General features: G+C 70.6%; 19 protein-coding genes, 1 tRNA gene and 1 pseudogene. 8 read left to right on the top strand and 13 right to left on the bottom strand.

Annotated features, from left to right (window positions below; genetic code table 11):
- On the bottom strand, nucleotides 1-482 hold a 482-nt coding region (locus AB6N24_RS18555; protein ID WP_412870861.1), incomplete at its 3' end, for an MBL fold metallo-hydrolase.
- Nucleotides 483-786: 304 nt separating this feature from the next.
- Here AB6N24_RS18555 and AB6N24_RS18550 point away from each other — a divergent pair.
- From AB6N24_RS18550 to AB6N24_RS18535, 4 genes are all read left to right on the top strand, one after another.
- Nucleotides 787-1602, top strand: a complete 816-nt coding sequence (locus tag AB6N24_RS18550; RefSeq protein ID WP_412870860.1) for a phosphotransferase — start codon at nucleotides 787-789, stop codon at nucleotides 1600-1602.
- A gap of 201 nt (nucleotides 1603-1803) precedes the next feature.
- Entirely contained in the window at nucleotides 1804-2817 is a 1014-nt protein-coding gene (locus AB6N24_RS18545; protein ID WP_412870859.1) for a hypothetical protein, read from the top strand.
- A gap of 11 nt (nucleotides 2818-2828) precedes the next feature.
- A complete protein-coding gene (locus AB6N24_RS18540; RefSeq protein ID WP_412870858.1) occupies nucleotides 2829-3392 on the top strand; it encodes a hypothetical protein in 564 nt (187 codons plus the stop codon).
- Nucleotides 3393-3657: 265 nt separating this feature from the next.
- Nucleotides 3658-4110 (top strand): helix-turn-helix domain-containing protein, encoded by a 453-nt coding sequence (locus AB6N24_RS18535; protein ID WP_412870857.1) that lies wholly within the window; start codon nucleotides 3658-3660, stop codon nucleotides 4108-4110.
- Here AB6N24_RS18535 and AB6N24_RS18530 read toward each other — a convergent pair.
- The 4 genes from AB6N24_RS18530 to AB6N24_RS18515 all read right to left on the bottom strand — a co-directional run bounded on the left by AB6N24_RS18530 (nucleotide 4107) and on the right by AB6N24_RS18515 (nucleotide 6940).
- A complete protein-coding gene (locus AB6N24_RS18530) occupies nucleotides 4107-4280 on the bottom strand; it encodes a hypothetical protein (RefSeq protein ID WP_412870856.1) in 174 nt (57 codons plus the stop codon). The two genes, AB6N24_RS18535 and AB6N24_RS18530, sit on opposite strands and share 4 nt — an antisense overlap.
- A 278-nt stretch (nucleotides 4281-4558) precedes the next feature.
- Entirely contained in the window at nucleotides 4559-5470 is a 912-nt protein-coding gene (locus AB6N24_RS18525) for a ketopantoate reductase family protein (RefSeq protein WP_412870855.1), read from the bottom strand.
- Nucleotides 5471-5565: 95 nt separating this feature from the next.
- Entirely contained in the window at nucleotides 5566-6270 is a 705-nt protein-coding gene (locus tag AB6N24_RS18520; RefSeq protein ID WP_412870854.1) for an RraA family protein, read from the bottom strand.
- 49 nt (nucleotides 6271-6319) lie between these two features.
- The gene (locus AB6N24_RS18515; protein ID WP_412870853.1) at nucleotides 6320-6940 is read right to left on the bottom strand and encodes a LysE family translocator; all 621 of its coding nucleotides are present in this window, start codon (nucleotides 6938-6940) and stop codon (nucleotides 6320-6322) included.
- Between the two features lie 122 nt (nucleotides 6941-7062).
- Between AB6N24_RS18515 and AB6N24_RS18510 the strand changes: the two genes are divergently transcribed.
- Nucleotides 7063-7515 carry an Lrp/AsnC family transcriptional regulator gene (locus tag AB6N24_RS18510; RefSeq protein ID WP_412870852.1) on the top strand — a complete coding sequence of 151 codons (453 nt, stop codon included), beginning with the start codon at nucleotides 7063-7065 and terminating at the stop codon, nucleotides 7513-7515.
- A gap of 52 nt (nucleotides 7516-7567) precedes the next feature.
- On the opposite strand, the gene AB6N24_RS18505 is transcribed toward AB6N24_RS18510, so the two are convergent.
- A complete protein-coding gene (locus AB6N24_RS18505) occupies nucleotides 7568-7762 on the bottom strand; it encodes a hypothetical protein (protein ID WP_412870851.1) in 195 nt (64 codons plus the stop codon).
- A gap of 724 nt (nucleotides 7763-8486) precedes the next feature.
- Between AB6N24_RS18505 and AB6N24_RS18500 the strand changes: the two genes are divergently transcribed.
- The 3 genes from AB6N24_RS18500 (at nucleotide 8487) to AB6N24_RS18490 (ending at nucleotide 15105) form a co-directional block, all read left to right on the top strand.
- Entirely contained in the window at nucleotides 8487-8642 is a 156-nt protein-coding gene (locus AB6N24_RS18500; RefSeq protein ID WP_412870850.1) for a hypothetical protein, read from the top strand.
- Between the two features lie 965 nt (nucleotides 8643-9607).
- Nucleotides 9608-10954, top strand: a complete 1347-nt coding sequence (locus tag AB6N24_RS18495; protein ID WP_412870849.1) for an esterase/lipase family protein — start codon at nucleotides 9608-9610, stop codon at nucleotides 10952-10954.
- Nucleotides 10951-15105 (top strand): WD40 repeat domain-containing protein, encoded by a 4155-nt coding sequence (locus tag AB6N24_RS18490; RefSeq protein ID WP_412870848.1) that lies wholly within the window; start codon nucleotides 10951-10953, stop codon nucleotides 15103-15105. The genes AB6N24_RS18495 and AB6N24_RS18490 overlap by 4 nt, the downstream gene beginning before the upstream one ends.
- A 234-nt stretch (nucleotides 15106-15339) precedes the next feature.
- Here AB6N24_RS18490 and AB6N24_RS18485 read toward each other — a convergent pair whose 3' ends face one another.
- The 7 genes and pseudogenes from AB6N24_RS18485 to AB6N24_RS18455 form a co-directional block, all read right to left on the bottom strand.
- Complete coding sequence (locus tag AB6N24_RS18485) at nucleotides 15340-16008, bottom strand: hypothetical protein (protein ID WP_412870847.1); 669 nt, start codon at nucleotides 16006-16008, stop codon at nucleotides 15340-15342.
- A gap of 104 nt (nucleotides 16009-16112) precedes the next feature.
- Nucleotides 16113-17339, bottom strand: a complete 1227-nt coding sequence (locus tag AB6N24_RS18480) for a site-specific integrase (RefSeq protein ID WP_412870846.1) — start codon at nucleotides 17337-17339, stop codon at nucleotides 16113-16115.
- Nucleotides 17340-17386: 47 nt separating this feature from the next.
- The gene (locus AB6N24_RS18475) at nucleotides 17387-17617 is read right to left on the bottom strand and encodes a helix-turn-helix transcriptional regulator (RefSeq protein ID WP_412870845.1); all 231 of its coding nucleotides are present in this window, start codon (nucleotides 17615-17617) and stop codon (nucleotides 17387-17389) included.
- Between the two features lie 160 nt (nucleotides 17618-17777).
- A tRNA-Ala gene (locus tag AB6N24_RS18470) sits at nucleotides 17778-17850 on the bottom strand.
- 79 nt (nucleotides 17851-17929) lie between these two features.
- Entirely contained in the window at nucleotides 17930-18604 is a 675-nt protein-coding gene (locus AB6N24_RS18465; protein WP_412870844.1) for a histidine phosphatase family protein, read from the bottom strand.
- A complete protein-coding gene (gene rsfS, locus AB6N24_RS18460) occupies nucleotides 18601-18987 on the bottom strand; it encodes a ribosome silencing factor (RefSeq protein ID WP_412870843.1) in 387 nt (128 codons plus the stop codon). The genes AB6N24_RS18465 and rsfS overlap by 4 nt, the downstream gene beginning before the upstream one ends.
- A gap of 8 nt (nucleotides 18988-18995) precedes the next feature.
- Nucleotides 18996-19596: pseudogene (locus tag AB6N24_RS18455) on the bottom strand (hypothetical protein); the annotation flags it as partial.

The following is a 19596-nucleotide window of genomic DNA, read 5'->3' as shown; positions in this document are numbered from 1 at the left end:
ACGCCGCCGTAGTGGTCGATGTGGGTGTGGGTGTAGATCACGGCGACGACCGGCTTGTCGGTCACGTGCTCCCGGAGCAGCCCGAGCGCCTGTCGCGCGGCGGCCACCGAGGACGAGCAGTCGACGACCACGACGCCGTCCGGGCCCTCGATGAACGTCACCGTCCCGATGTCGTTGTTGCGCACCTGGTACAGGCCGTCGACCACCCGGTAAAGGCCGGCCTTGCGGATGAGCTGCGACTGGCGCCACAGGCTCGCGTCGACCGTGTCCGGCGCCGCGTCACCGTCCTGCCCCAGGAAGTCGAACCACCCGAGGTCGAAGCTCACGTGACCGTCGTCCTCACGCACCGCGCCACCCGGGATCGCCGCGATCAGGCCCCGGTCGGCGTCACCGAAGTCCTGGCGGTCGTCCATCGCGTAACGCTCGTGCGCAGCCTGCAGCGCCGCACGCGTCGTCGGGCTCGCAGCCTTGGGTGCGCTCATCGTCGTTCTCCCCCGCTGATACCGGTGTACATCCGCACCGACAGTGCCCCCGCGCGTAGACGCAGGCCTCACCCTCCTTGGGTGACAGCACCCACAACCGGTGCGAGCGGATCGGTAGACGACCTCACGGCGCGGGGACCGCCGAGCCCTCCCCATCACGCGCCTTCAACCAGAGCGCAGCCCAGCGCTGCTCGAGCGCGCTCCGTCTAAGTACATGCACGCAAACGTTCGTTTAAGTGCAGGCGGGGGTCTCGATGCGGGATTGCGGTTGTGGCGCCGAGGCCCGCTCCCCTTCACTGTGCCGATGACCGACGAGTCGGCGCTAACCACGTGGGGCAACGGAGCCCAGCCATCCAGGGCACGCCTGCGCGGCAGCACCGTCCTGCGCGACGCCGGGCCATGGAGCCCCGCCGTGGTCGCTCTGCTCCGGCACTTCGAGACGGTGGGCTTCACCGGAGCGCCCCGCCCCGTGGGTAGCGGGTTCGCGCCCGACGGACGCGAGGTCGTGACCTTAGTTCCGGGATCGAGCCGGCACCCGCATCAATGGCAGGACGAGGACGTCCTCGCGATCGGGCAGCTGCTCCGCCGCGCGCACCGAGCGGCCGCGACCTTCACCCCTCCCCCGGACGCACGCTGGCGCGACTGGTTCGGACGCGCGCTGCCGGGCGACCACCCGGTGATCGGGCACTGCGACGTCGGGCCGTGGAACGTGGTGATCGCCGAGGACGGCACGCCGGCGCTGATCGACTGGGAGTTCGCCGGCCCGGTCGATGCGATCTGGGAACTCGCTCAGGCCGCGTGGCTGAACGCCCAGCTGCACGACGACGAGACCGCGGACCGCCTCGGCCTGCCGCCCGTGGCGGACAGGGCGCGACAGGTCCGCCTCCTGCTCGAGGGCTACGAGCTGCCTGCCCTCGCCCGGCAGGGGTTCGTCGACCGCATGATCGAGCTCGCCGTCCACGCCGCCGCCGCCGAGACGCTCGAGCACGCCGTCCACCCCGACACCACCTCGGCCGTCACCGACTCCGGGTACCCCGTCCTGTGGGCGGTCACCTGGCGTACCCGCGACGCCGCGTGGATGCTGCAGCACCGCCACCTCCTCGAACGAGCCATCGCCTGAAGCTGCCGTGTGACATGTACTCGAACGACCGTTTTAGTGCGCGCCTCGACGAAGCGCGGGTTGTCGTCGGGACCAGAGGTCCCGGGCCCAGGCGGGCATCGTGAGGTCCGACATGACCCGATTTCATCCTCACCGCCTCCACGGCTTCCCACTCCGGGCTGGGATGCTCGGACGATCCACTGATCCACAGCAGGGGGAAGCGTGACGCTGTACGGGTTTCGGCTGTACCAGGTCCATGTCACCAGCGGCCGGACTCGGCCCCGTCTGACCTTCGGGACTGCTCCCCTGGACACGCCTGCTCGCCAGTTCGCTGAGCGGCTCACCGAGCTGCAGGGTCGAGTCTTCGTGCGCGAGGCGGCGTACCAGCCGCGAGATGGCGCACCGGACGAAGGGCGCGCCATCCCTGCACGCACGCCTGTGATGCGCATCGACCAGGTGCGTCTGGTCGGCAACTCGGTCGAGGTCGGTGTCACGTACGGGCGCAAGGGCGAGTACGACATCGCGGTCTCCGTTGACGGGGGCGCCGACATCCGACTGGACCAGGCTGCCGCGAGCCGCCCCTACCGAGCGTTCGTGCACTTCCCGGCCGCGGGCGACACGGCGGTGATGGTCTCGGAGGTCGTCGGGCGTACGCATGTGGGCGAGACGCTGCTGAAGCGACTCTCGGTCGAGAACTTTCAGGACTCCGAGGCGGCCGGTACTGCGCCGTCAGGACCGGTCGACGGGACGTGGCTTCGGTGGTTGCCCCGCGGGATGTTCGACGAGAACCGCATCCGGGAGGTGCTCACGGACGGGACAATCGCGGGGGTGCGCCTTCACCGGGCAGCGATGAGCTCCGGGGGCCGGCGGACGAGCCGCGACCTCACGCTCCACCAGAACGGGCTCCCGGCGACCAAGTTCCGCGATGCGCAGGCCATGGTGGAGCGCTGGCTCAAGCGGCACCTCGGCATCAAGGTGGAGGAGAACGGCTCACCCGCAGTCGGTGCGCTTGTGGAGCTGATCGAGGCCGATGTCGCTGGCGTGGGCTTTACTGATGGGGTGCTCGAGTTCACCGAGAGCGGCAGGGTGCACTCGCTCGGCCCCTCGAACCTGGAGCGCATCATGGTGTACCCAATCGGAGACCAGGCCCCCACGACCGACGCGCTGCGAGCAGCGGCCGCGGGGCGCTTGCGACCCCTCGTCCAGCAGTTCAGCATCCCGATCGACGTGACGTAGCCGAGGCCCCCGTGTTCGATCGACTTCTTCCCACCGACATCTTCCGGGCCCACTGGAAGGCGTTGAGCGACTACCGCGGCGCAACGACCGTCCCCGACTACCCCACCCGTGCGGTGCTGCTGGGCGCCCCGCTGTTGGCCACCGCGCTGTCGTTCAAGTTTGGGTTCGAACTCCGCCTCCCAGAGGGGGCGCTCGCCGCCCTCGCCCTGCTCGCGGGTGGCTTCCTCACGGCGTTCACGCATCTGTCGAGCGTGCGCCTACGACTCACCGAGCGAGAACCCGCATGGGGAGACGCTGAGCGCTTCGATCGCGACGCGATCGACGAGACGTGCGCCCACCTGCTCGTGGCCGCGTACATGAGCGGCGTCGCGACAGGGTGGCTGCTCCTCGGGATGAACTTCGGTGCTGGCGCGGGCACGGGAGACGACATGATCGTCGGCTTCTGGGCTGCGATCGAGGCCGGGCTTCTCGTCTACGTCGTGGTGCTGTTCCTCATCACCCTGCCCCGGCTGTACCAGGCATACCTCACCTACGCGCACGTCAGAGACGCGCTGAACGGGGCACATCGCGACTGACGCCTGCCCAGGGCACGGGTCAGAGCATCTCGAATCGAGCACCCTGGCACATCCCCGCGTCAGAGCACGAAGAGGCCCCGCTGCTCAAGGGGATCGCAGCGGGACCTCATCTGCACGGTAGACCGGCGTACTGACGGCCTGATCTGGCTCCGCGCCCGGCATGCTGGAGGAGCGACTGAACTTCTGGTGTCGACGTCGCCGCGATCATGCGCCTGACGAGCGACGAGCAAGCTCGTGCGCGACCCCGTCGGCGAGGATGCGTCCCATGAGCACCGACTTCCGCGTCCGCGTCGAGATCGCCGCCCGCCAGGCACCGCCCGAGCCGGCCCTGGCCGAGCTCGGTGAGGCGCTGCTGTCGACGGGGCACACGGCGCTGGGCTGGGTCGAGCTGCACCTGGCCGTGACCGCGGCCGACTACGCCGCGGCGGTGCTCGAGGCGCTCGAGCGCGTCGAGCCCGTGGCGGGCGCGCGCGTGCTCGCGGTGGAGGTGCTGACGCGTGAGGAGTTCGCGGCGCGGGCGGGGATCGTGCCGTCCCCGACGACGCTCGGAGTGCCGGCGGCCGCCGAGCTGATGGGGATCACCGAGCAGGCGGTGCGCCACAAGCTGCGCACCGGTCGCCTCGCGGGCCGCAGGGAGGGCCGGGACTGGCGGATCCAGCGCGCGGAGATCGATCGCGCCCGGGCCGCCCGCGACGCAGCCGCGGGTGGGTCGTCCTAGACGGTGCGCAGGTGGATGACCCGCCACCCCTCGGGCAGCTCGGCGAAGATCCGGTCCCGGGCTTCCTCGTAGGTCGCGGCGCTCTGGCGGACCTCGCCGGCCTGGCGGTCGGGGTGGTGGCCGGTGTGATCCGGGGGGATGGTCTCGGTCAGGGCCACGGCGGTGATCACGCCCGGAGCGTAGGTCGCCCCTCCGACGCCCCGGCGCAGGCGCGTCGATGTCGCCCGTGTGGCGCTCGCCACCGGCAGCGCTCCCTCGAGCTCAGGTGAGCCGGTCGGGCAGGACGACCTCGGCCGGGTCCAGGTCGGGTCTGGGACCTGGCGGAGTCCCTTATTCGTCACCTGCGCTATTCCAGCCGCGAGGCCGAGCTACGTCCCGATGCGCCGCACCCCAGCCGTCCCGTGACGACCCGGGCTGCTACGGCCGCTCTCTCCACCGGCCGGGGTCTTCACTGGCTGGCGGCGATGCGCGCGTGCAGCAACGCCAGATCGAGCAGCGGAGTAGCAACACCGAACGTGCGAGCCCTCCGGGTGAAGTCGCCCAGGAGGTGCTCCCGTTCACCAGGTCGCCCGGCGACCACGTCGCGGTAGAGCGACGAGACGAACGAGGAACCCGCCTGCGTCAGCATCCGTAGGGATGCGCGAGCCTCGTCCTCCGGTACGGGAAAACCTGCGGCAGCCGAGACCGCCGCAGCCTGTGACCACACCTCACCGATGAACTGTGCGCCGCCAGGAGCCGCGACGATCGCCCCGACCGGACCTCGCATGATGCAGGTCGCGGCACCGGCAGCAACGATGAACACCCACTTGTGCCACATCGATGCCACCACGTCCTCGGCGATCGCCGCCCCGACGCCCTCCACGTCCAGCAAGGCCAGGACTTCACCGACCCGGGGGGTCCGCTGCCCGCTCTGCTCCCCCAAGGTCAGCGTCGCCAGATCCATCAGCTGAGCGATGTCACCATCGGGGGTGAGTGTCGCCACGACGCGGACGAGGCCGCCGAGCACGTGGTTGGGCCCGAACCGTGCGTTGAGGACGTCTAGATGAGCCATCCCGTTGAGGAAAGGCAGGATGACGGTCGGGGCCCCCACGGCCGGGGCGATGTCCTCCACGGCACTCTCGAGAGCCGAGGCCTTGACCGTCAGAAGCACGACGTCATAGGCACCGTTCAGCTCTGCGGCCGTTCTCAACACCGGATCTATGCGCTCGTGATCATCGCCTCGGATCAGGGTGAGCCCACGCTGCTGAAGCTGTCGGGCGCGTTCGGGGCGGACGAGGAAGGTGACGTCGCGTCCGGCCTGTGCGAGCCGGATTCCGAAGTACCCGCCGGTCGCTCCCGCGCCGACGACGAGGATCCTCATCATGTGCCTCCATGTTGCGAGAAGCGTTGTCTATGCGTGAACCGACATCGGTGGTCTCCACGAGAGCGGGTCTGCTGGTAGCAGCAGGCCTTGGGTCATTCCTCGATGGCGGCGTCGAGCGAGCGTAGGTGCTGGCGGAAGGTGACCCCGTCCTTCTCCCGGGCGGCGAGGTAGTCGGTGAAGCGGGTCTGCTCGCGCAGCGAGGTCCCGAGCTGCATGCGGGCGGCCTGGCGCAGCTCGGTGTCGCGGATGCGGGTCGCCACCGCGGCAAGCTCGTTCGCCCGGTCGGCCGGGAGGAAGAGGACACCGTCGTCGTCGGCGAGCACGACGTCGTCGCGGGTGACCGTGTGGGTCCCGCACGCGGCCCGGGTGAGCGCGTCGACCGGTTGGGGGTCGAGGCGTTCGGGGCCGTTCGGGTAGGCACCCAGGCTGAGAACGGGGACGTTGATCGCGCGCAGCTGTGGGGTGTCGCGGTGCAGGCCCCAGATCGCGATCCCGGCCAAGCCGGCGTGGGCGACCTCGAGGGCGACAAGGTCACCCACGCACGCCTCGTCGGTGCGTCCGCCGTTGTCGACGACCAGGACGTCGCCGGGGGCGGAGTGCTCGAGGGCTTCGAGGAACACGTCGACGCTGCCGAAGTGCCGGGCCGGTAGGGCCGGGCCGGCGATGTGGATGCCGGGCCACAGCGGACGGACCGTCGCGGGAGCGCACCGCACCTGTACCCCGAGCCGCAGGCAGGCATCCGCGACGTGCGGGGTGGTCAGGTCCGAGAACGTGGCCTGCAGGGCCAGGGCATCCATCGCGGTCTCCTCGAGATCTCCGGTCGGGTGGGCTGGTGGGCTGGATCAGTCAGTGGAGGAGCTGCTCGACGACGAGCCCGGTGCCGAGCGCGGCCATCACGACGGCAGACACCCGCGAGACGATCTTCGCGGCCGACGGGCGCGCGGACAGCACCCGCCGCGCGGTCACCGCCACCGCGAGGTAGACCACAGCGCAGGTAGCGACGTGGACCAGACCGAGAACCATGATCTGCGCCCTCACCGGCCACGGCGCCGCGCGGGACGTGAACTGCGGGAGCAGCGCGAGGAACAGCAGGAACACCTTCGGGTTCAGGCCGCTGACCCCGAGCCCCTTCCACAGCCACCGCGCCCGCGACACCCCGGCGACCGCCTCCGCGCTCTCGTGCGGTGTGGCCGGTCGGGTGAACGTCATGAACCCCAGCCACACCAGGTACACGCCGCCCGCGATGGTGAGCGCCCCGAGCAGCCCTGGCGCGCCGGCGACCAGCGCGCCCACGCCGGCGGCGACCAGCAGCGTCGCGATCAGGTGCCCCGCGAGCATCCCGGTCACCGCGGGGACGATGACCCGCCCGCGGATGCCGGCGCTGATCGCGTAGGCCCAGTCCGCGCCCGGGGTGAGCACGAACAGCACCGAGATCGCCCAGAACCCCAGCACGTCCGCGCCGTCCATCCGCTCCCCACCCCCGCTCGACACCCCTGTCCGGGGATAGCAGGGGAAGGCTATGCAGGATCACGCGCAAGGTGGTCCCAAGATCTCCCCACATCGCCACCGGTCGTGGAAGGATATGGCGCATGGATGCGATCGACCGCGCGATCCTTGCCGAAGTCCAGCGCGACGGGCGCCAGACGCTGACCGAGCTCGCCGAGCGGGTCCAGCTCAGCGTGTCCCCGTGCCACCGCCGGCTGCGCGCACTCGAGCGCGCCGGCGTCATCACCGGCTACCACGCTCGCCTCGACCCCAGCGCTGTTGGCTTGACCTTCGAGGCCCTGGTCTTCGTCACCATGCGCGAGGCGACCGTCACCAGCATCGGCGCCTTCGAGACCGCCGTCGCCGGCCTCCCCAACGTCCTGCGGGCCCAGCGCCTGTTCGGTGACCCCGACTACCTCCTGCGCGTCGTCGCCCGCGACCTGGCCGACTACCAGCGCCTCTACGACGGCCACCTCGCCGCCCTGCCCGGCGTCCAACGACTTAACTCCACCCTCGTCATGCGCTCCGTCGTCGAGGACCGCGCACTCCCGCTCTAACCCACGCCGATCCGCGAGCAGCGCCGGCCCTTGCTCCAGGACGCACGTCAGGTCAGTCGCTCGGGTAGCTGCACCTCACCGGGGTCCAGGTCCGGTCGGACCCTTCGCGTCTCCAGCGTGTGACGGAACGACCGGCCGCTCCAGGCGGCGTCGGGGCGACCTCGGCGACGAGCGGCTCGATGAGCACGAGGTCGACCGGTGCGCGATTCGCCCCGAGCCCGATCTCACAGCCGGCGATCAGGTTCATCGAGCCACCACAGAGGCTTCACCCTCCGGCGCCCCGTAGCAAGCCCGCCGCGAACGCGTCGCCCACTTGCGACTCGGCAAAGGTCGCATCCGCTTCTCCCCCGCGCAGGTCGCGGCACTCATCAACAGCGCTACCGTCGAGGTTGCCGAGCATCAACCGCGGCCGGGACGCAACGCAGCCCCTGAGGACGCAGCCGTTCTCGGAGCGAGCGTCCGGTCGCTCGGCGCACGCCGCCGCCAGGCAGACTCGGATGGCCGCCCGGTCTCCGAGCTCAACGCAGGCCAACACCCGTCCCCCGCGGGGACACAGATGCCGCACCGGCGCCGATAGGTCCACACCGATCCACGCGTCGCCGCAGGTCAGAGCGGTGACGAGGTCGAGCATGTGTCCGATATGCGGCTTTGTCGGGGTTCGAAGCCCACTCGGGGCACCGCGTTTGTGCAGGTCAGGCCCTGTGGATGGGGCTTCCGTCCCAATGGGAGGCCGAATCTGTCCGCACCAGGCGAAGACTGGTCCTCGTGGCGAGTCTGGAGTCGAGACAACGCAGCGACGGCTCGACGGCGTACCGCGTCGTCTGGCGGGACCCCACGACGGCCAGGAAGCAGTTCCTGACGTTTGACGACAAGCGCCGGGCCGAGCCACCGTCAAGCTCCTGAACGCGAACGGCCAGCACCTGAGTCTCGCGATCGAGGTTGCGAAGGCGACACGGACCGACGGCCCCACGGTGGACGAGGTCGTCGACGAGCACATCGGCCTCCTGACGCGCGTCGGCGACACACGAGCCGGTACCGGATGCTGGCGGCGCCCGAGCCCCTCCGCGACGTACGCGCGCGCCGTCTCGACGTACTCCTCGAGGCCGTGGAACGGCCAGCACACGTGATCCCGAGGGACGCGCCCGGTCACGGACGTGACCGCCCGCTGCGACATGACGACCTCCGAGCCCGGGCGCGCGGTCGCGACACGCGCAGAGCATCCATCGTGCTACGACGCTCGAGCCGACACGCGCGGACTCGGACAACGATGTCTCCCGGCGTGGCCGACCGCGGCCGAGCGGCCAGCCCGCTGAACACCGACGCCGGAGGTCGGTCTCGCGGCGACCGCTGCCGGGCGCCGGCGGACACCCGACGCGGCGCGTCTGGACCGAAGCCGTGCGGCGGGCAGACGTGGGGCACGCCGACGTCGACTGCAAGGGGACCACGGGCTCACAGAACGGATCCTCGGCCCGGCCTGAGCCGTACCCCAACGCGTACCCCAACGGCGTCGTGATCGCTCACGTCCGCCTGTGACCGCAGACGCCCATCAAGGCGCTGACCTGCAGAGACCAACGGCAGCGGATCTCACCGAACGCCGTTCCAGTCCCTGACACGGAAGAGGTCATGGCGTGCGACCTCAACGAGCGCACACGGGCACTCTGACCTCGAGGCCGCTCTAGTGCTCACGGGCTTGCAGGGCACCGCTGTGCGATCGAGCGACTGTTGGAGCTCCCGATGTCGACTCTGCAGCGAGCCGTACCGTGCGGCCGCGACAGCACCACAGCGGTCCACGCCCGACCCGAGCGACACTCGTACGACCGCCCGCCCTCGCTGAACTGCCGAAGTTGCGTCTAACGGCAGCGACGACTTCGTCACCCTCGGTGACCGCGGTGCTCGTGTGGCCGAGGAATGCCGCTGCGGCATCGAGGCCGACTCCGCGTGCCATGACGGTGGCCCCGGTGCGGCGGCACCTGCGGAGGATGCCCAAGCCGTCCAGGCCTGTGTCTCTGTCGGTCTCTTCGCACGCTGGCATACATCGGCGTGGAGCGCCATGATAAACGTTCCGGGCCGTTTAGCGGGCGGGGGGCGACGGATGGCGACACGAAGCGCCCGACCGACGATTCTCGACGCTGTTCTGGTGGTGCCGGGCACGATGGGTAGCGAGCTGTGCGACGCCGAGGGGATGGTCGTCTGGGGGCTCGCCCCGTCGCTCGCCGCCAAGCACTGGCTCGGCGGTCGCACCACGGTGCTGCACGTGACTGACGAAGAGCGGGCTGGTGCCAGGCGGCTTCGAGCGACCCGCCTTCTGCGCGCGCCGGCATTCATGCCCATTCTTCGCGGAGTCGAGCCTTACACGGCGCTGCTCGACCGGCTCCGAGAGCGCGCGGCAGCGCCCGCGGCCATCGCCGAGTTCCCCTACGACTGGCGGCTGGGCATCGATGTCGCGGCACCACACCTTGCCTCCGCAGGGTTCGCGCATCTCGAGCGGTGGCGGGCGGAGGTGCGAAAGCGCGGACTCGGGGACCCGGCCGACGTACGTCTCGCGATCGTGGCGCACTCGATGGGGGGCCTCATAACGCTCTGGGCGGCCCGCAATCACGGACTAGCGGAGGTCCTGCGCCAAGTCATCACGCTGGGCACCCCATACTTCGGCGCCGTCAAGGCGGTGCAGATCCTGGCGGCGGGTCGCGGCGCACCGCCGTTGATGCCTCCCGCTGCGGCCCGGGCGCTCGCCACGACCTGCCCGGGCCTTTACGACCTTCTGCCCCGGTATCGGTGCGTAGATGAGGGCGGCGTCCTGCGGACCCTGGAAACCGCCGACGTGGTGGGTCTCGACGCCGATAGTGAGCTCGCCGAGGAAGCCCAGAGCCGGTGGACTCGACTGAATCTCGGCTCCGAGCAGCCGTTGCCGTACGAACTGCACGCGCTCGCGGGGGCTGAGCAGCCGACCGCGCAAAGTCTGTGCCTGGGATCGGGCGACGTGACCTTCCTGCGGTCGCTGCGCGGGGTGGATCACGGCGGCGACTCGACGGTGTACCGCGGCTCGGCTGCACCGCTCGGCGCGGCAGCGTTCACGCTCCCGCAGCGGCACGCACCGTTGGCACAGACTTCGGAGACGAGAACGTTCGTCGTGGACAGGCTGCTCGGCCGATCCACAGCGCCGCCTCTGGGCACTGGCGCAGTAGGCGCAGAGATCCCCGACGTCGCAGCGCCGGGCGAGGTGCTCGAGGTCGTCGTGACGGGGGCTGACGGCTTCGGCGACATCGCCGTGACGAGCACCGACCTCGACTCCGGTGAGCCGACGCGCTGGACCGAGGCCGTTCTCGAAGGCGACCGTCTCGCTTTCCGCCACGTCGGGCTGGCCTCCGGGCTGCACCGCGTCGAGGTCCGTTCCGGCGGGTGGTCGCCGGTATCCGACGTCCTTCTCGTCAGCTCATGAGCGACCTCAGGCTCATCACTGTCGGCCTGTCGTCGTACTCGAGGGTCTCCGCTTGGAGCGTCGACGAGGCCGAATCGTGCCGGCTGCGGGTGGTCGAGTCGTTCGCTCAACACGGGTTCGATGTTGACGACTGGACCGCACGAGCGGACAACGCCCGGATTCGTGAACTATGGGAAGAGTTCCGGCTGCAGGACGATGTCTCTCACGTCATCTACTGGATCGGTCACGGGACGTACGGTGAGAAGTACGTCGCCGCTCTCGCCGACAGCCCTGAGCGTCTGTCCCCGCTCAACGGCATGGACTCCGCAATGCTGCTGGACGCGCTCCAGGGGCGTGTACGGCGGCTCGCGGCGGCTCGCTCCGACCGGTGGGTGCTAGTCATCCTCGACACCTGCGGATCCCGGCGCGGAGCCTGGGACGTGTTCAGCGGCTTCACGGACGCGCCGGCGAACTTCGGCATCGTGGGCACCGGAGACGGCGCCGCGTTCGCCGGCCGTTTCACGGAGGATCTCGAGAGCGCTCTGAGCAGCTTCGGGCCGAACGAGACGGCCGGTGTGCGGCTGGGAGTCCTGGTCGAGCGGTTGAACGCTCGACTGGGGCCGCCGCCGAGGATCTACGCCCAGTTCTCGCCGACAGCTAGCTTTCCGAGCCGGTTCGACGGCCCGACGTTCACAGCCACACTCGACGTCTACGACGAACTACGTCAGGTGCTGGCGGACGCACCAGAAGCGCTGCGCAACCACTTCTACGCCCGCGCCCAGGGCACCGAGATCGGGGCGCCCGCCTGGCATTTCACGGGCCGGGCCAACGAACGCCGCGCGATTGTCGCGTGGCTGCGTGGAGCGAGCAGCGGGATGTACGCGGTGACCGGCGACCCGGGCGCGGGAAAGTCCGCTGTCATCGGCATGGTGCTGGCCAGCACCGACGAGGGCGTGCTCGCCGCCCTGGCCGCCGCCGGACACCCGTTCCTCCCCGACGACCTGCGACCCACCGACGTCCTCGTCGACGCCGCCATACATCTGTCTGGGCTCACGATCGCCGAGGCCACTGCGACGATCGCCGCCCTGCTGGGCGGCGCAACGGGAGTTAACTCACCCGACGTACTGGTCAATATCGTCGCACAGCACCAGGGCACCTTGACCGTGGTCGCCGACGCGCTCGACGAGTGTCGTGACCCATTCGCCGTCGCGTCACTCCTCGCGAGGATCGCCGCACTGCCGCAGGTTCGCGTCCTTGTCGGGACGCGGCAGTCGTTGAACGAGGACCCCGACGACCCGGCACCGGCAGACCAGGACCTGGTGGACGCCCTCGGACCGATGACCCGTATGCACCTCGGACGCGAGCCTCGAGCCGTCGAGCAGTACGTCACCGATCGGCTCGGGACGTCTAGCAGTGGCCTCCCGCACGAGCGGGTCGAGATTGTCGCGCGACAGATCGCGACGCATCAGGAACCGTTCCTGTTCGCCCGGCTGGCCGTGCACGAGATCCTCGCCGAGCCGCTGATCGCCCACGACGACGGCGCGCTCAAAGCCCTGCTCGGGAAAGGGCATCGTGGCCTCTTCGCGCACGCGTTCAAGCGGCTGCTAGCCAACGACCGCCGCACCGCAGCGCTGGTTCGCGTCCTCACCTACGCGCGCGGTGGCGGCTTCCCCCGATCCGGCAACGTGTGGGCTACGGTCGCCGCCGCCCTGTCAGGCGAGGCTGTGAACGACGTGCACGTCGCTGCCACGTTGCGCGCCGCGGCTCCGTACGTGATGGAGAGCAGCGAGGGGGGCGAAGCCGTCTACCGGCTCGCGCACCGCACGTTCGTTGAGTTCTTCCGCGCCGCCAGCGACGCCGGTGGTGACAGCCCGCCGGACCAGCGGGGATCGACGTCCCGCGCATCTGAGCCCGAAGAGGCGCACATCGTCGCGGCGCTCTGCTCGCTCGAGGCGGATGACCGCCCCAGCCTCCCGCCGTACGTCTGCAGCCATCTCGCCGAACACGTGAGCGCGGCAGCGGGCTGGGACCGTCTCGCCACGGAGTATCCCGAAGTGCTCGCGGCGCTCGACCCAGTCACGGTGCGCGCGGAGGGGCTCCGGATGCTGCTAGGTCGGGCGTCGCCACCGCCACCCCTGGTCGCCGCGATCATGATGGATGCCGACGCGCTCGCGCCCCTCGACGAACCGGGACGCAACTTTCTCCGCACCGTGACGGCGCGCCGGCTAGGCGTAAGCGGCGCGGGGTTGCACGACCCGCGCGTCGCGCATGCGGACCTCCAGGCGTCGAGCCTGCACGTCGCGATCGACGTCGGTGGGCTCATCAGAGGCGTGACGTCAGGACGCCTCCCGGACGGCCGAGCGGTGGTGGCCGCAGTCACGACGAACTTCAGGGACACGACGATCCGGTTCTGGGACCCGCTCACCGGCGCACCGTGGGGGCCCGTCATCCCGACATCGGAACCCGCCTTCGAGGATCGCCTGTGGTGGGTCACGCTCCCCGACGGCCGGCCGGCCGTCGCCATGTGCTCCTTCGACACACAGGTGCTCTGGGACGCCACCACCGGCCAAGTGGTGGACGCAGACTTCGGCAGGTTCACACGGCTTCGGGCAACGGTCGACGGTCGGCTGGCGCTCCTGTCGCTCGATCTCGCCGCCAATGACGCGGACGCCTACTTCGTGCGCCCCTCGCAAGTCCGGCTCCGTGGCCTTCCGGGCGGCGGGGTACTCGCGTCGCTCGACACCGGCGAGGTGCGGCATGCCGACCTCACGAGCGTCCGCGGCAAGGACATGGTTGTCATAGCCGGCGACGTCGGCGTCGATCTCGTCGACATCTCCGAAGGCCGGCGCAGGCAGCTCGTTCCGAACGTCCGGGCAAGCGCGATTGAGGCCGGTGTCGCGCGCGGTCAGGCCCGGATCGCCGTCGGCACGAGCGACGGGGCGATCATCGTGGTCGACCCCTCCGGCGCCGACCCAGCGCGGACGCTGGCCGAAACGGGCTCGTTCGTCCATCAGCTTCGATGGGGACCGGCGGGTGCGCTTGTCGCCGAGACCAACGACAGCACCTGGTTCCTCGACTCGTTCGGCGGCAGTGGGCCGCGCACCGTGCCCAGGGTGTCCGAGATCGCCAGCCCGATCGCACCAGGCCACCCTGTAGGACGGATTCTCGCGGTGACGGCGAGCAGATCGTCACTACAGCTGTGGGATCACGGGTCCGGGATGGACCCCGGTCATGAGCGCTCGGCTCGCGCCGAGAGTGCCGCCTTCCTACGGGCAGAGGACGGCCCGCGGCTCGTGCAGTCGATGCCCGGCGCGGGCCTAGTGGTCGTCACCGACGCCGGTCGACGGCAGATCGGCCCGAGCGGTAGTCCCTACCGTCCTATCGTTGCCCGACGGCTCCGATCGGGCCGCCAGGTCGTCGGCGCAGCCAATTCTGTCTGGGACGCCGACACCGGCGAGCTGATCTGCGAGCTCACGACTGAGGCCGCGATGTATCCGCGCTACATCACCGACGTCGCCGAGGTGCCTGACAAGACACTCCTGATCGCATCAGGCGGTCCAAGCACCGAGCTGTGGTCGTTCAGGCCCTCTGCCGGAAAGCCTCTGATCTCGCATCCGGGCAGCAGCGCCGCTGCGATCCTCGAGCTCTCTGACAACAGCGTCACGTTCCTTCAGAAGGCAGCGTGCGATCACGTCCACCGCAGCGAGAGCTGCCGCGTGGAGGCCCGGCTGGTGAGCGACGGTCACCGCCTCGCTCGCCGACCTCAACGACTCTGGACATGCACGACGCGAGACCACGTCTACGACATCGTCTCGAGGACATGGCCCGGGACCGACGTCGCCGCCCTCCTGACTAACAGCGAACTCGTCTTGGTCGACGGAGCGTCCGGCGAGGTGGCTGGGTCCATCCCGGAGCCTCACGTCCAGCGCGTGGCGTTCGGTACCGTCCCGAACGGGATGCAGCTGGTCGCGGCAAGCACTCAAGGTCACGTCGTCGTCTGGGTAGTGGACCGGGCCTTCCCTCCTCGTCGAGTCGCTGCCTACCCATTCGCGCGCTCCTCCGTTCTCGCCATGCTGATCGAAGGTCACCACCTCCACCTGGCGTTGGAGGACGGCCGCCTCACCATCGACCTGGCCACCGACCTCGCCACAGCGAACTTGTCGGGTTCGTGACGAAAGACCGCCTCGATCTGGGCACAGTCGGCAGCTTGAGGATCGCGTCCACCGGCCCGGCCGACGGGGCCCGAACGGGCGCGTCCGCCTCACGTCGCCGCCTCCGGGGTCGTTCAGCTGGCGCCTGCTCGGCGCTGCGCCCCAGCGGCGCTTGGTCTGGCTGGCGACCCTCTCCTTTCATGCAAGACGATTAGAACGTGCTTTCAATCAAGCAGGCGTCCGGCGCCCGCCCGGCTACCACTTGAGCGTGGTGATCGCTGGACTTCCCGGTGGGGAGTCGGGCGCTGGCCGGGACTCCTCGAACCTGTCGAGGATCTTGTCCAGGGCCTTGAGGCTGAACTCCGACTTGGTGCGGCGCGCCCAGGCCAGGACAAGCCCACGGTCATAGACCCTGGCGTCCGCGAGGCCTTCGAGGCTGCGGCGCACGATCCGCCTGGCGATGTCGTCGTGCCAGCCGTTGTAACCCTCGGAGACGATGGCGTCGAGCGCATCCACTGCCTTCTCGTCGAGCCCCGTGTCCATCACCTGCCAGGTGGCCACGTTGTACGCCTGGTGGATCTTCGCCCATGCGTCGAACTCCCCCGGGATCCACTCGACCAGCACCACAACGCTTTGCTCCAGGTGCTGAATCTTCTCCATGACCTTGTACGTCGGGCACCAGGCCAGCACGACTCCACCGTCGTTCAGGCGTCCACTGCGCTCGGTCACGACGTCGAGCCTGGCCAGCTCTGGGTGTTGCATCGTCGAACTCCTGTTGGGCGCCAGGACGGTCAGGCGTCGGCCGAGCCGGGCGGCCACCGCAAGACCCAGATGCTTACCTGATCCGATCGTGTCGATCCCAATCCGCCGGGGCACGTAGACCTGCTGGTGCGCGAGCACCCGTTCCAACTGGTCGCTGCTCATGTTCACCTCTCTGGTGCGTCGTCCGCGGCGAGGCTAGTGACCACCACCGACAGCCCGGGCAGCAGACCTCACCGAACGCCGTCCAGTCGCTAACACGGACGAGGTCACGGCGCTGGTGCGGTCTCGTCGCCGTCGACGATCCGCGCCAACAGGTCTTCCTCCTCAGCATCGGCGCCCGCCGCCAGCAGACGAGGGTCGGGCTCGCCGGGGCGAAGCGTGAGCTCGAGCACGCGCGCCGGCGCGGTGTCGACCGTCTCGTCTACGGCGACGTAGTGGCCCTCGGTGACGGCGGTGCTCGTGTGGCCGAGGAATGCCGCTGCGGCGTCGAGGCCGACTCCTCGGGCGATGACCGTGGCTCCCGTGCGCCGATACCAGCGCGGGGTGATGCCCATGCCGTCCAGGCCTGCGTCCGTGACGAACTCCCGGAACGTGCGGCGCAGGTTGTGCAGCGTGATGACTCCGCCATGGCGGTTGTGAAAGATCGTCATCTCGCGCTGGTCCGGGCCCATGGCGACGATGCGCCGACGCAGGACCTCAGCCGCGAACTCCGGCACCGCGAGGCGCCGGTTGGAGGCGTGGGTCTTCGGGTGGTCCTGCCGGAAGTCGGCCACCCCCGCCTGGCGTATGACGGTGCCGCGCACGTGGATGACCATGCCGGAGGGCGCCTCGGTCACGTCGCACGGCCGAAGAGCGAGGACCTCGCCAGGGCGGAGCGAGGTCCCGAGCAGGACCTCGCAGATGTCGCGAACCTTGCCGTCAGGCCGCGGCCCCTTAACGTCCGGCCCGCTGCGCCACGCCGCGGCCGCGGCGCGCAATGCCTGGACCTGCTCGAGGGTCAGGGCCCGTACCTGGTGCTTCGGCCGGACGAGGGGGGACGTGCCCTCGACGGGATTGCGCCGGATCGCGTCGTGCCGGAGCGCGAAGCCGAACATCTGACTCAGCAGCGTTCGCAGGTGCTTGGCGCGGGAGTACGAGATGGCGGCCTGGGTCTTGAGGAACCACTCCACGCGGCCGGTGGTGACTTCCCCGAGCGTGTAGGCGTCGAACGCGGGGCGCACGTGCAGACGTAGGTCGTCGCGGTAGTTGGCCTTGGTGCCCTCGGAAATGTCGCGCAGCTCCAGGTCCGCCAGCCACAGCTCGCACAGCTCGCTGAACCCGCTCCCCGCGCCCAGCACTCCCCCGCTTCCGAAGCCGGGCCGCTCGACCAGGCGCGCCTTCAGGCGCGCCTGCGCCGCCCGCGGGCTGGCAGCCACAGCCGTGACCTTGCGCAGCCGGCCGTCCACGTCCCGGTAGCGGGTCAGGGCCCGGTAGCGGCCGCCCAGGTCGGTCACCGCGATCTCGCCGAAGGTGCCGATAGCCGTGCGGGGTCGTCCCCGGCTCACGTGCCGGCGCGCCGGCGGTGCCGAGCGCCGTCGGCGGCCTCCAGCCCGGCGATCCACGCCTCGACCTCCGCTGGCCGGAAGCGCAGCTGGCGCCCGACCCGGAACCCGCGCGGGCCGCGGCCCTTCGAGCGCAGGTCGTACAGCGCCTGCGGGGTGACCGACAGGTGGATGGCGAGCTCGGCCAGGGTCATCGTCGCCGCTGTCGGCGACGTCACATCGGTGTCCATGCCAGCAGGTGGGTGGCGAGCCGCCCAACCTGGGCCAGACACCCCGAGACACGGGCCCACGGCCTCGAGGTCCGGTCGATAAGTGTCCACTAAATGTCCAGTGGCCACGTCCGGCTCCTGTTCCCAGGATCCCGACGTGGCCACCGGCCAACTCTTCGAGTGGAGCTGAGGGGACTCGAACCCCTGACCCCCTGCATGCCATGCAGGTGCGCTACCAGCTGCGCCACAGCCCCGTGAAGCCTCACCCCGTGGAGCGAGTCATCACCGCCCTTGCGGGCGTCGTGAAGTCTAGGCGAGACCTGCCCCTGAACGCTAATCGGGGTCGCGGGCCTCCTGGTCGGGACCGGCGTTCCAGTCCGTCGACGCGTCGGTCGGGCCCAGGTTGTAGCCCGTGAGCCGCCACGCGTGCGGCGCCGTGCCCCGTGCCGCACGGAGCTCGGCCCAGTGCGCGTTGCTCACGCCGACGATGCCCCGCCAGTCCGCGGGGAGGTCGAGCAGCCCCGCGACACCGAGACCGATCGCCGCACCGTGCGAGACGACGACGAGAGTGTCGCCGTCGGTGAGCCCGGCGGCGTGCTCGTCGACGGCCTCGACCATGCGGGCCGCCACGGTCGCACGCGCCTCGCCGCCAGCACGGGTCGGCTCACCGCCGGCCGCCCAGGCGGCGTGCTCCTCGGGCCACCGCTCGCCGATCTCGGCGGCGGTCAGCCCCTCCCACGCACCGAACGACCGTTCGCGCACGCGCGGGTCGACGACCACGTCGAGCCCGGCCTGCTCTGCGAGCGCCTGGGCCGTCGCCCGGGCACGCCCGAGGTCCGAGACGACGATCTTCGTCGGCTTGTACCGGGCGAGGAGCGCGGTCGCGGCCGTGCGTGCCTGCCACAGGCCCACGTCGTCGAGCGAGATGTCGGACTGGCCCTGGAGCCGGCCCTCGGCGTTGTGCGCGGTCCGTCCGTGCCGCCACAGCAGCAGGCGGCCAGCTCTCACTGCACCGCCCCGTCGCCGTCCCGGATGTCGTCGGGCAGCGGGATGACCGGGCAGTCCTTCCAGAGCCGCTCGAGCGCGTAGTACACGCGGTCGTCGGCGTGCTGCACGTGGACGACGACGTCGCCGAAGTCGATGAGCACCCAGCGCCCCTCGGACTTGCCCTCGCGGCGCAACGGCTTCGAGCCGAGCTTGTGCAGCGACTCCTCGACGGCGTCGACGATCGAGCCGACCTGCCGCTCGTTGGTGCCCGAGGCGATGAGGAACACGTCGGTCAGGACGAGCTGCTCGCTCACGTCGAGCGCGATGATCTCGTCGGCCTTCAGGTCGGCAGCGGCGCGGGCTGCCGCGATGGCGAGCTCGACGGCGCGTTCGGTTGCCGGCACGGGTCTCCTCAGGTGGTGGTGGTGTGGCCGACGACGGCGCTGGCCGTCGCTGGGGTCGGGGCGGCGCCGGACGCGTCGTCGCTCCCGCGGCTGCCGAGCAGCACGATCAGGAAGCCGAGCACGAACGCGACCAGGGCGAGCACGAGCAGCTGGAGCCAGGTGTACGGGTGCGACGGACGCTCGTCGTCCTCGTCGTCGTCCTCGTCGAGGTCGTCGTCCAGCTCGTCGACGGGCCGGGCCGCACGCGCGGGGTCCGGGCGGCCGCCGTCGGGGCGCACCGGGTCGGGCCCCGCAGGGTCACCCTTCGAGAGCGAGCCCCACCGCGGGCCCGCGGGTGCGTCCTCGGCGGCGGCGCCGGGCGACCAGGAGCCTCCGGCCGGCGGGGCGTCGGTCGGGACCGGCGCCGCGTCGACGGTCGTGGCGTCCGCGGGTGCGGCACCCGCGGCCGCGGCCCACGACGGTCCCCGCTGCGCGGTCGTCGAGCCCCACGGTGCCGGGGCGGACGCCGGGGCGCTCGGGGTGCTCGTCCGGGTCGGCGCCTGGGGCGTCGGGCCACCGGACGGCGCGCCCGCGGGGCCGGCCGGGCTGCCCGCGGGCGAGCCCCACACC

It is taken from the genome of Cellulomonas jepli, assembly GCF_047229345.1.
Lineage (GTDB): Bacteria > Actinomycetota > Actinomycetes > Actinomycetales > Cellulomonadaceae > Cellulomonas_A.
This window is presented reverse-complemented; position numbering and strand designations above follow the sequence as displayed.

Excerpts from the sequence above, each read along its gene's own strand:
- AB6N24_RS18550 (WP_412870860.1), top strand. The coding sequence starts at position 787 with ATGACCGACGAGTCGGCGCTAACCACGTGGGGCAACGGAGCCCAGCCA.
- AB6N24_RS18535 (WP_412870857.1), top strand. The coding sequence starts at position 3,658 with ATGAGCACCGACTTCCGCGTCCGCGTCGAGATCGCCGCCCGCCAGGCA.
- AB6N24_RS18525 (WP_412870855.1), bottom strand. The coding sequence starts at position 5,470 with ATGAGGATCCTCGTCGTCGGCGCGGGAGCGACCGGCGGGTACTTCGGA.
- AB6N24_RS18520 (WP_412870854.1), bottom strand. The coding sequence starts at position 6,270 with ATGGATGCCCTGGCCCTGCAGGCCACGTTCTCGGACCTGACCACCCCG.
- AB6N24_RS18515 (WP_412870853.1), bottom strand. The coding sequence starts at position 6,940 with ATGGACGGCGCGGACGTGCTGGGGTTCTGGGCGATCTCGGTGCTGTTC.
- AB6N24_RS18510 (WP_412870852.1), top strand. The coding sequence starts at position 7,063 with ATGGATGCGATCGACCGCGCGATCCTTGCCGAAGTCCAGCGCGACGGG.
- AB6N24_RS18505 (WP_412870851.1), bottom strand. The coding sequence starts at position 7,762 with ATGAACCTGATCGCCGGCTGTGAGATCGGGCTCGGGGCGAATCGCGCA.
- AB6N24_RS18495 (WP_412870849.1), top strand. The coding sequence starts at position 9,608 with ATGGCGACACGAAGCGCCCGACCGACGATTCTCGACGCTGTTCTGGTG.
- AB6N24_RS18490 (WP_412870848.1), top strand. The coding sequence starts at position 10,951 with ATGAGCGACCTCAGGCTCATCACTGTCGGCCTGTCGTCGTACTCGAGG.
- AB6N24_RS18485 (WP_412870847.1), bottom strand. The coding sequence starts at position 16,008 with ATGAGCAGCGACCAGTTGGAACGGGTGCTCGCGCACCAGCAGGTCTAC.
- AB6N24_RS18475 (WP_412870845.1), bottom strand. The coding sequence starts at position 17,617 with ATGGACACCGATGTGACGTCGCCGACAGCGGCGACGATGACCCTGGCC.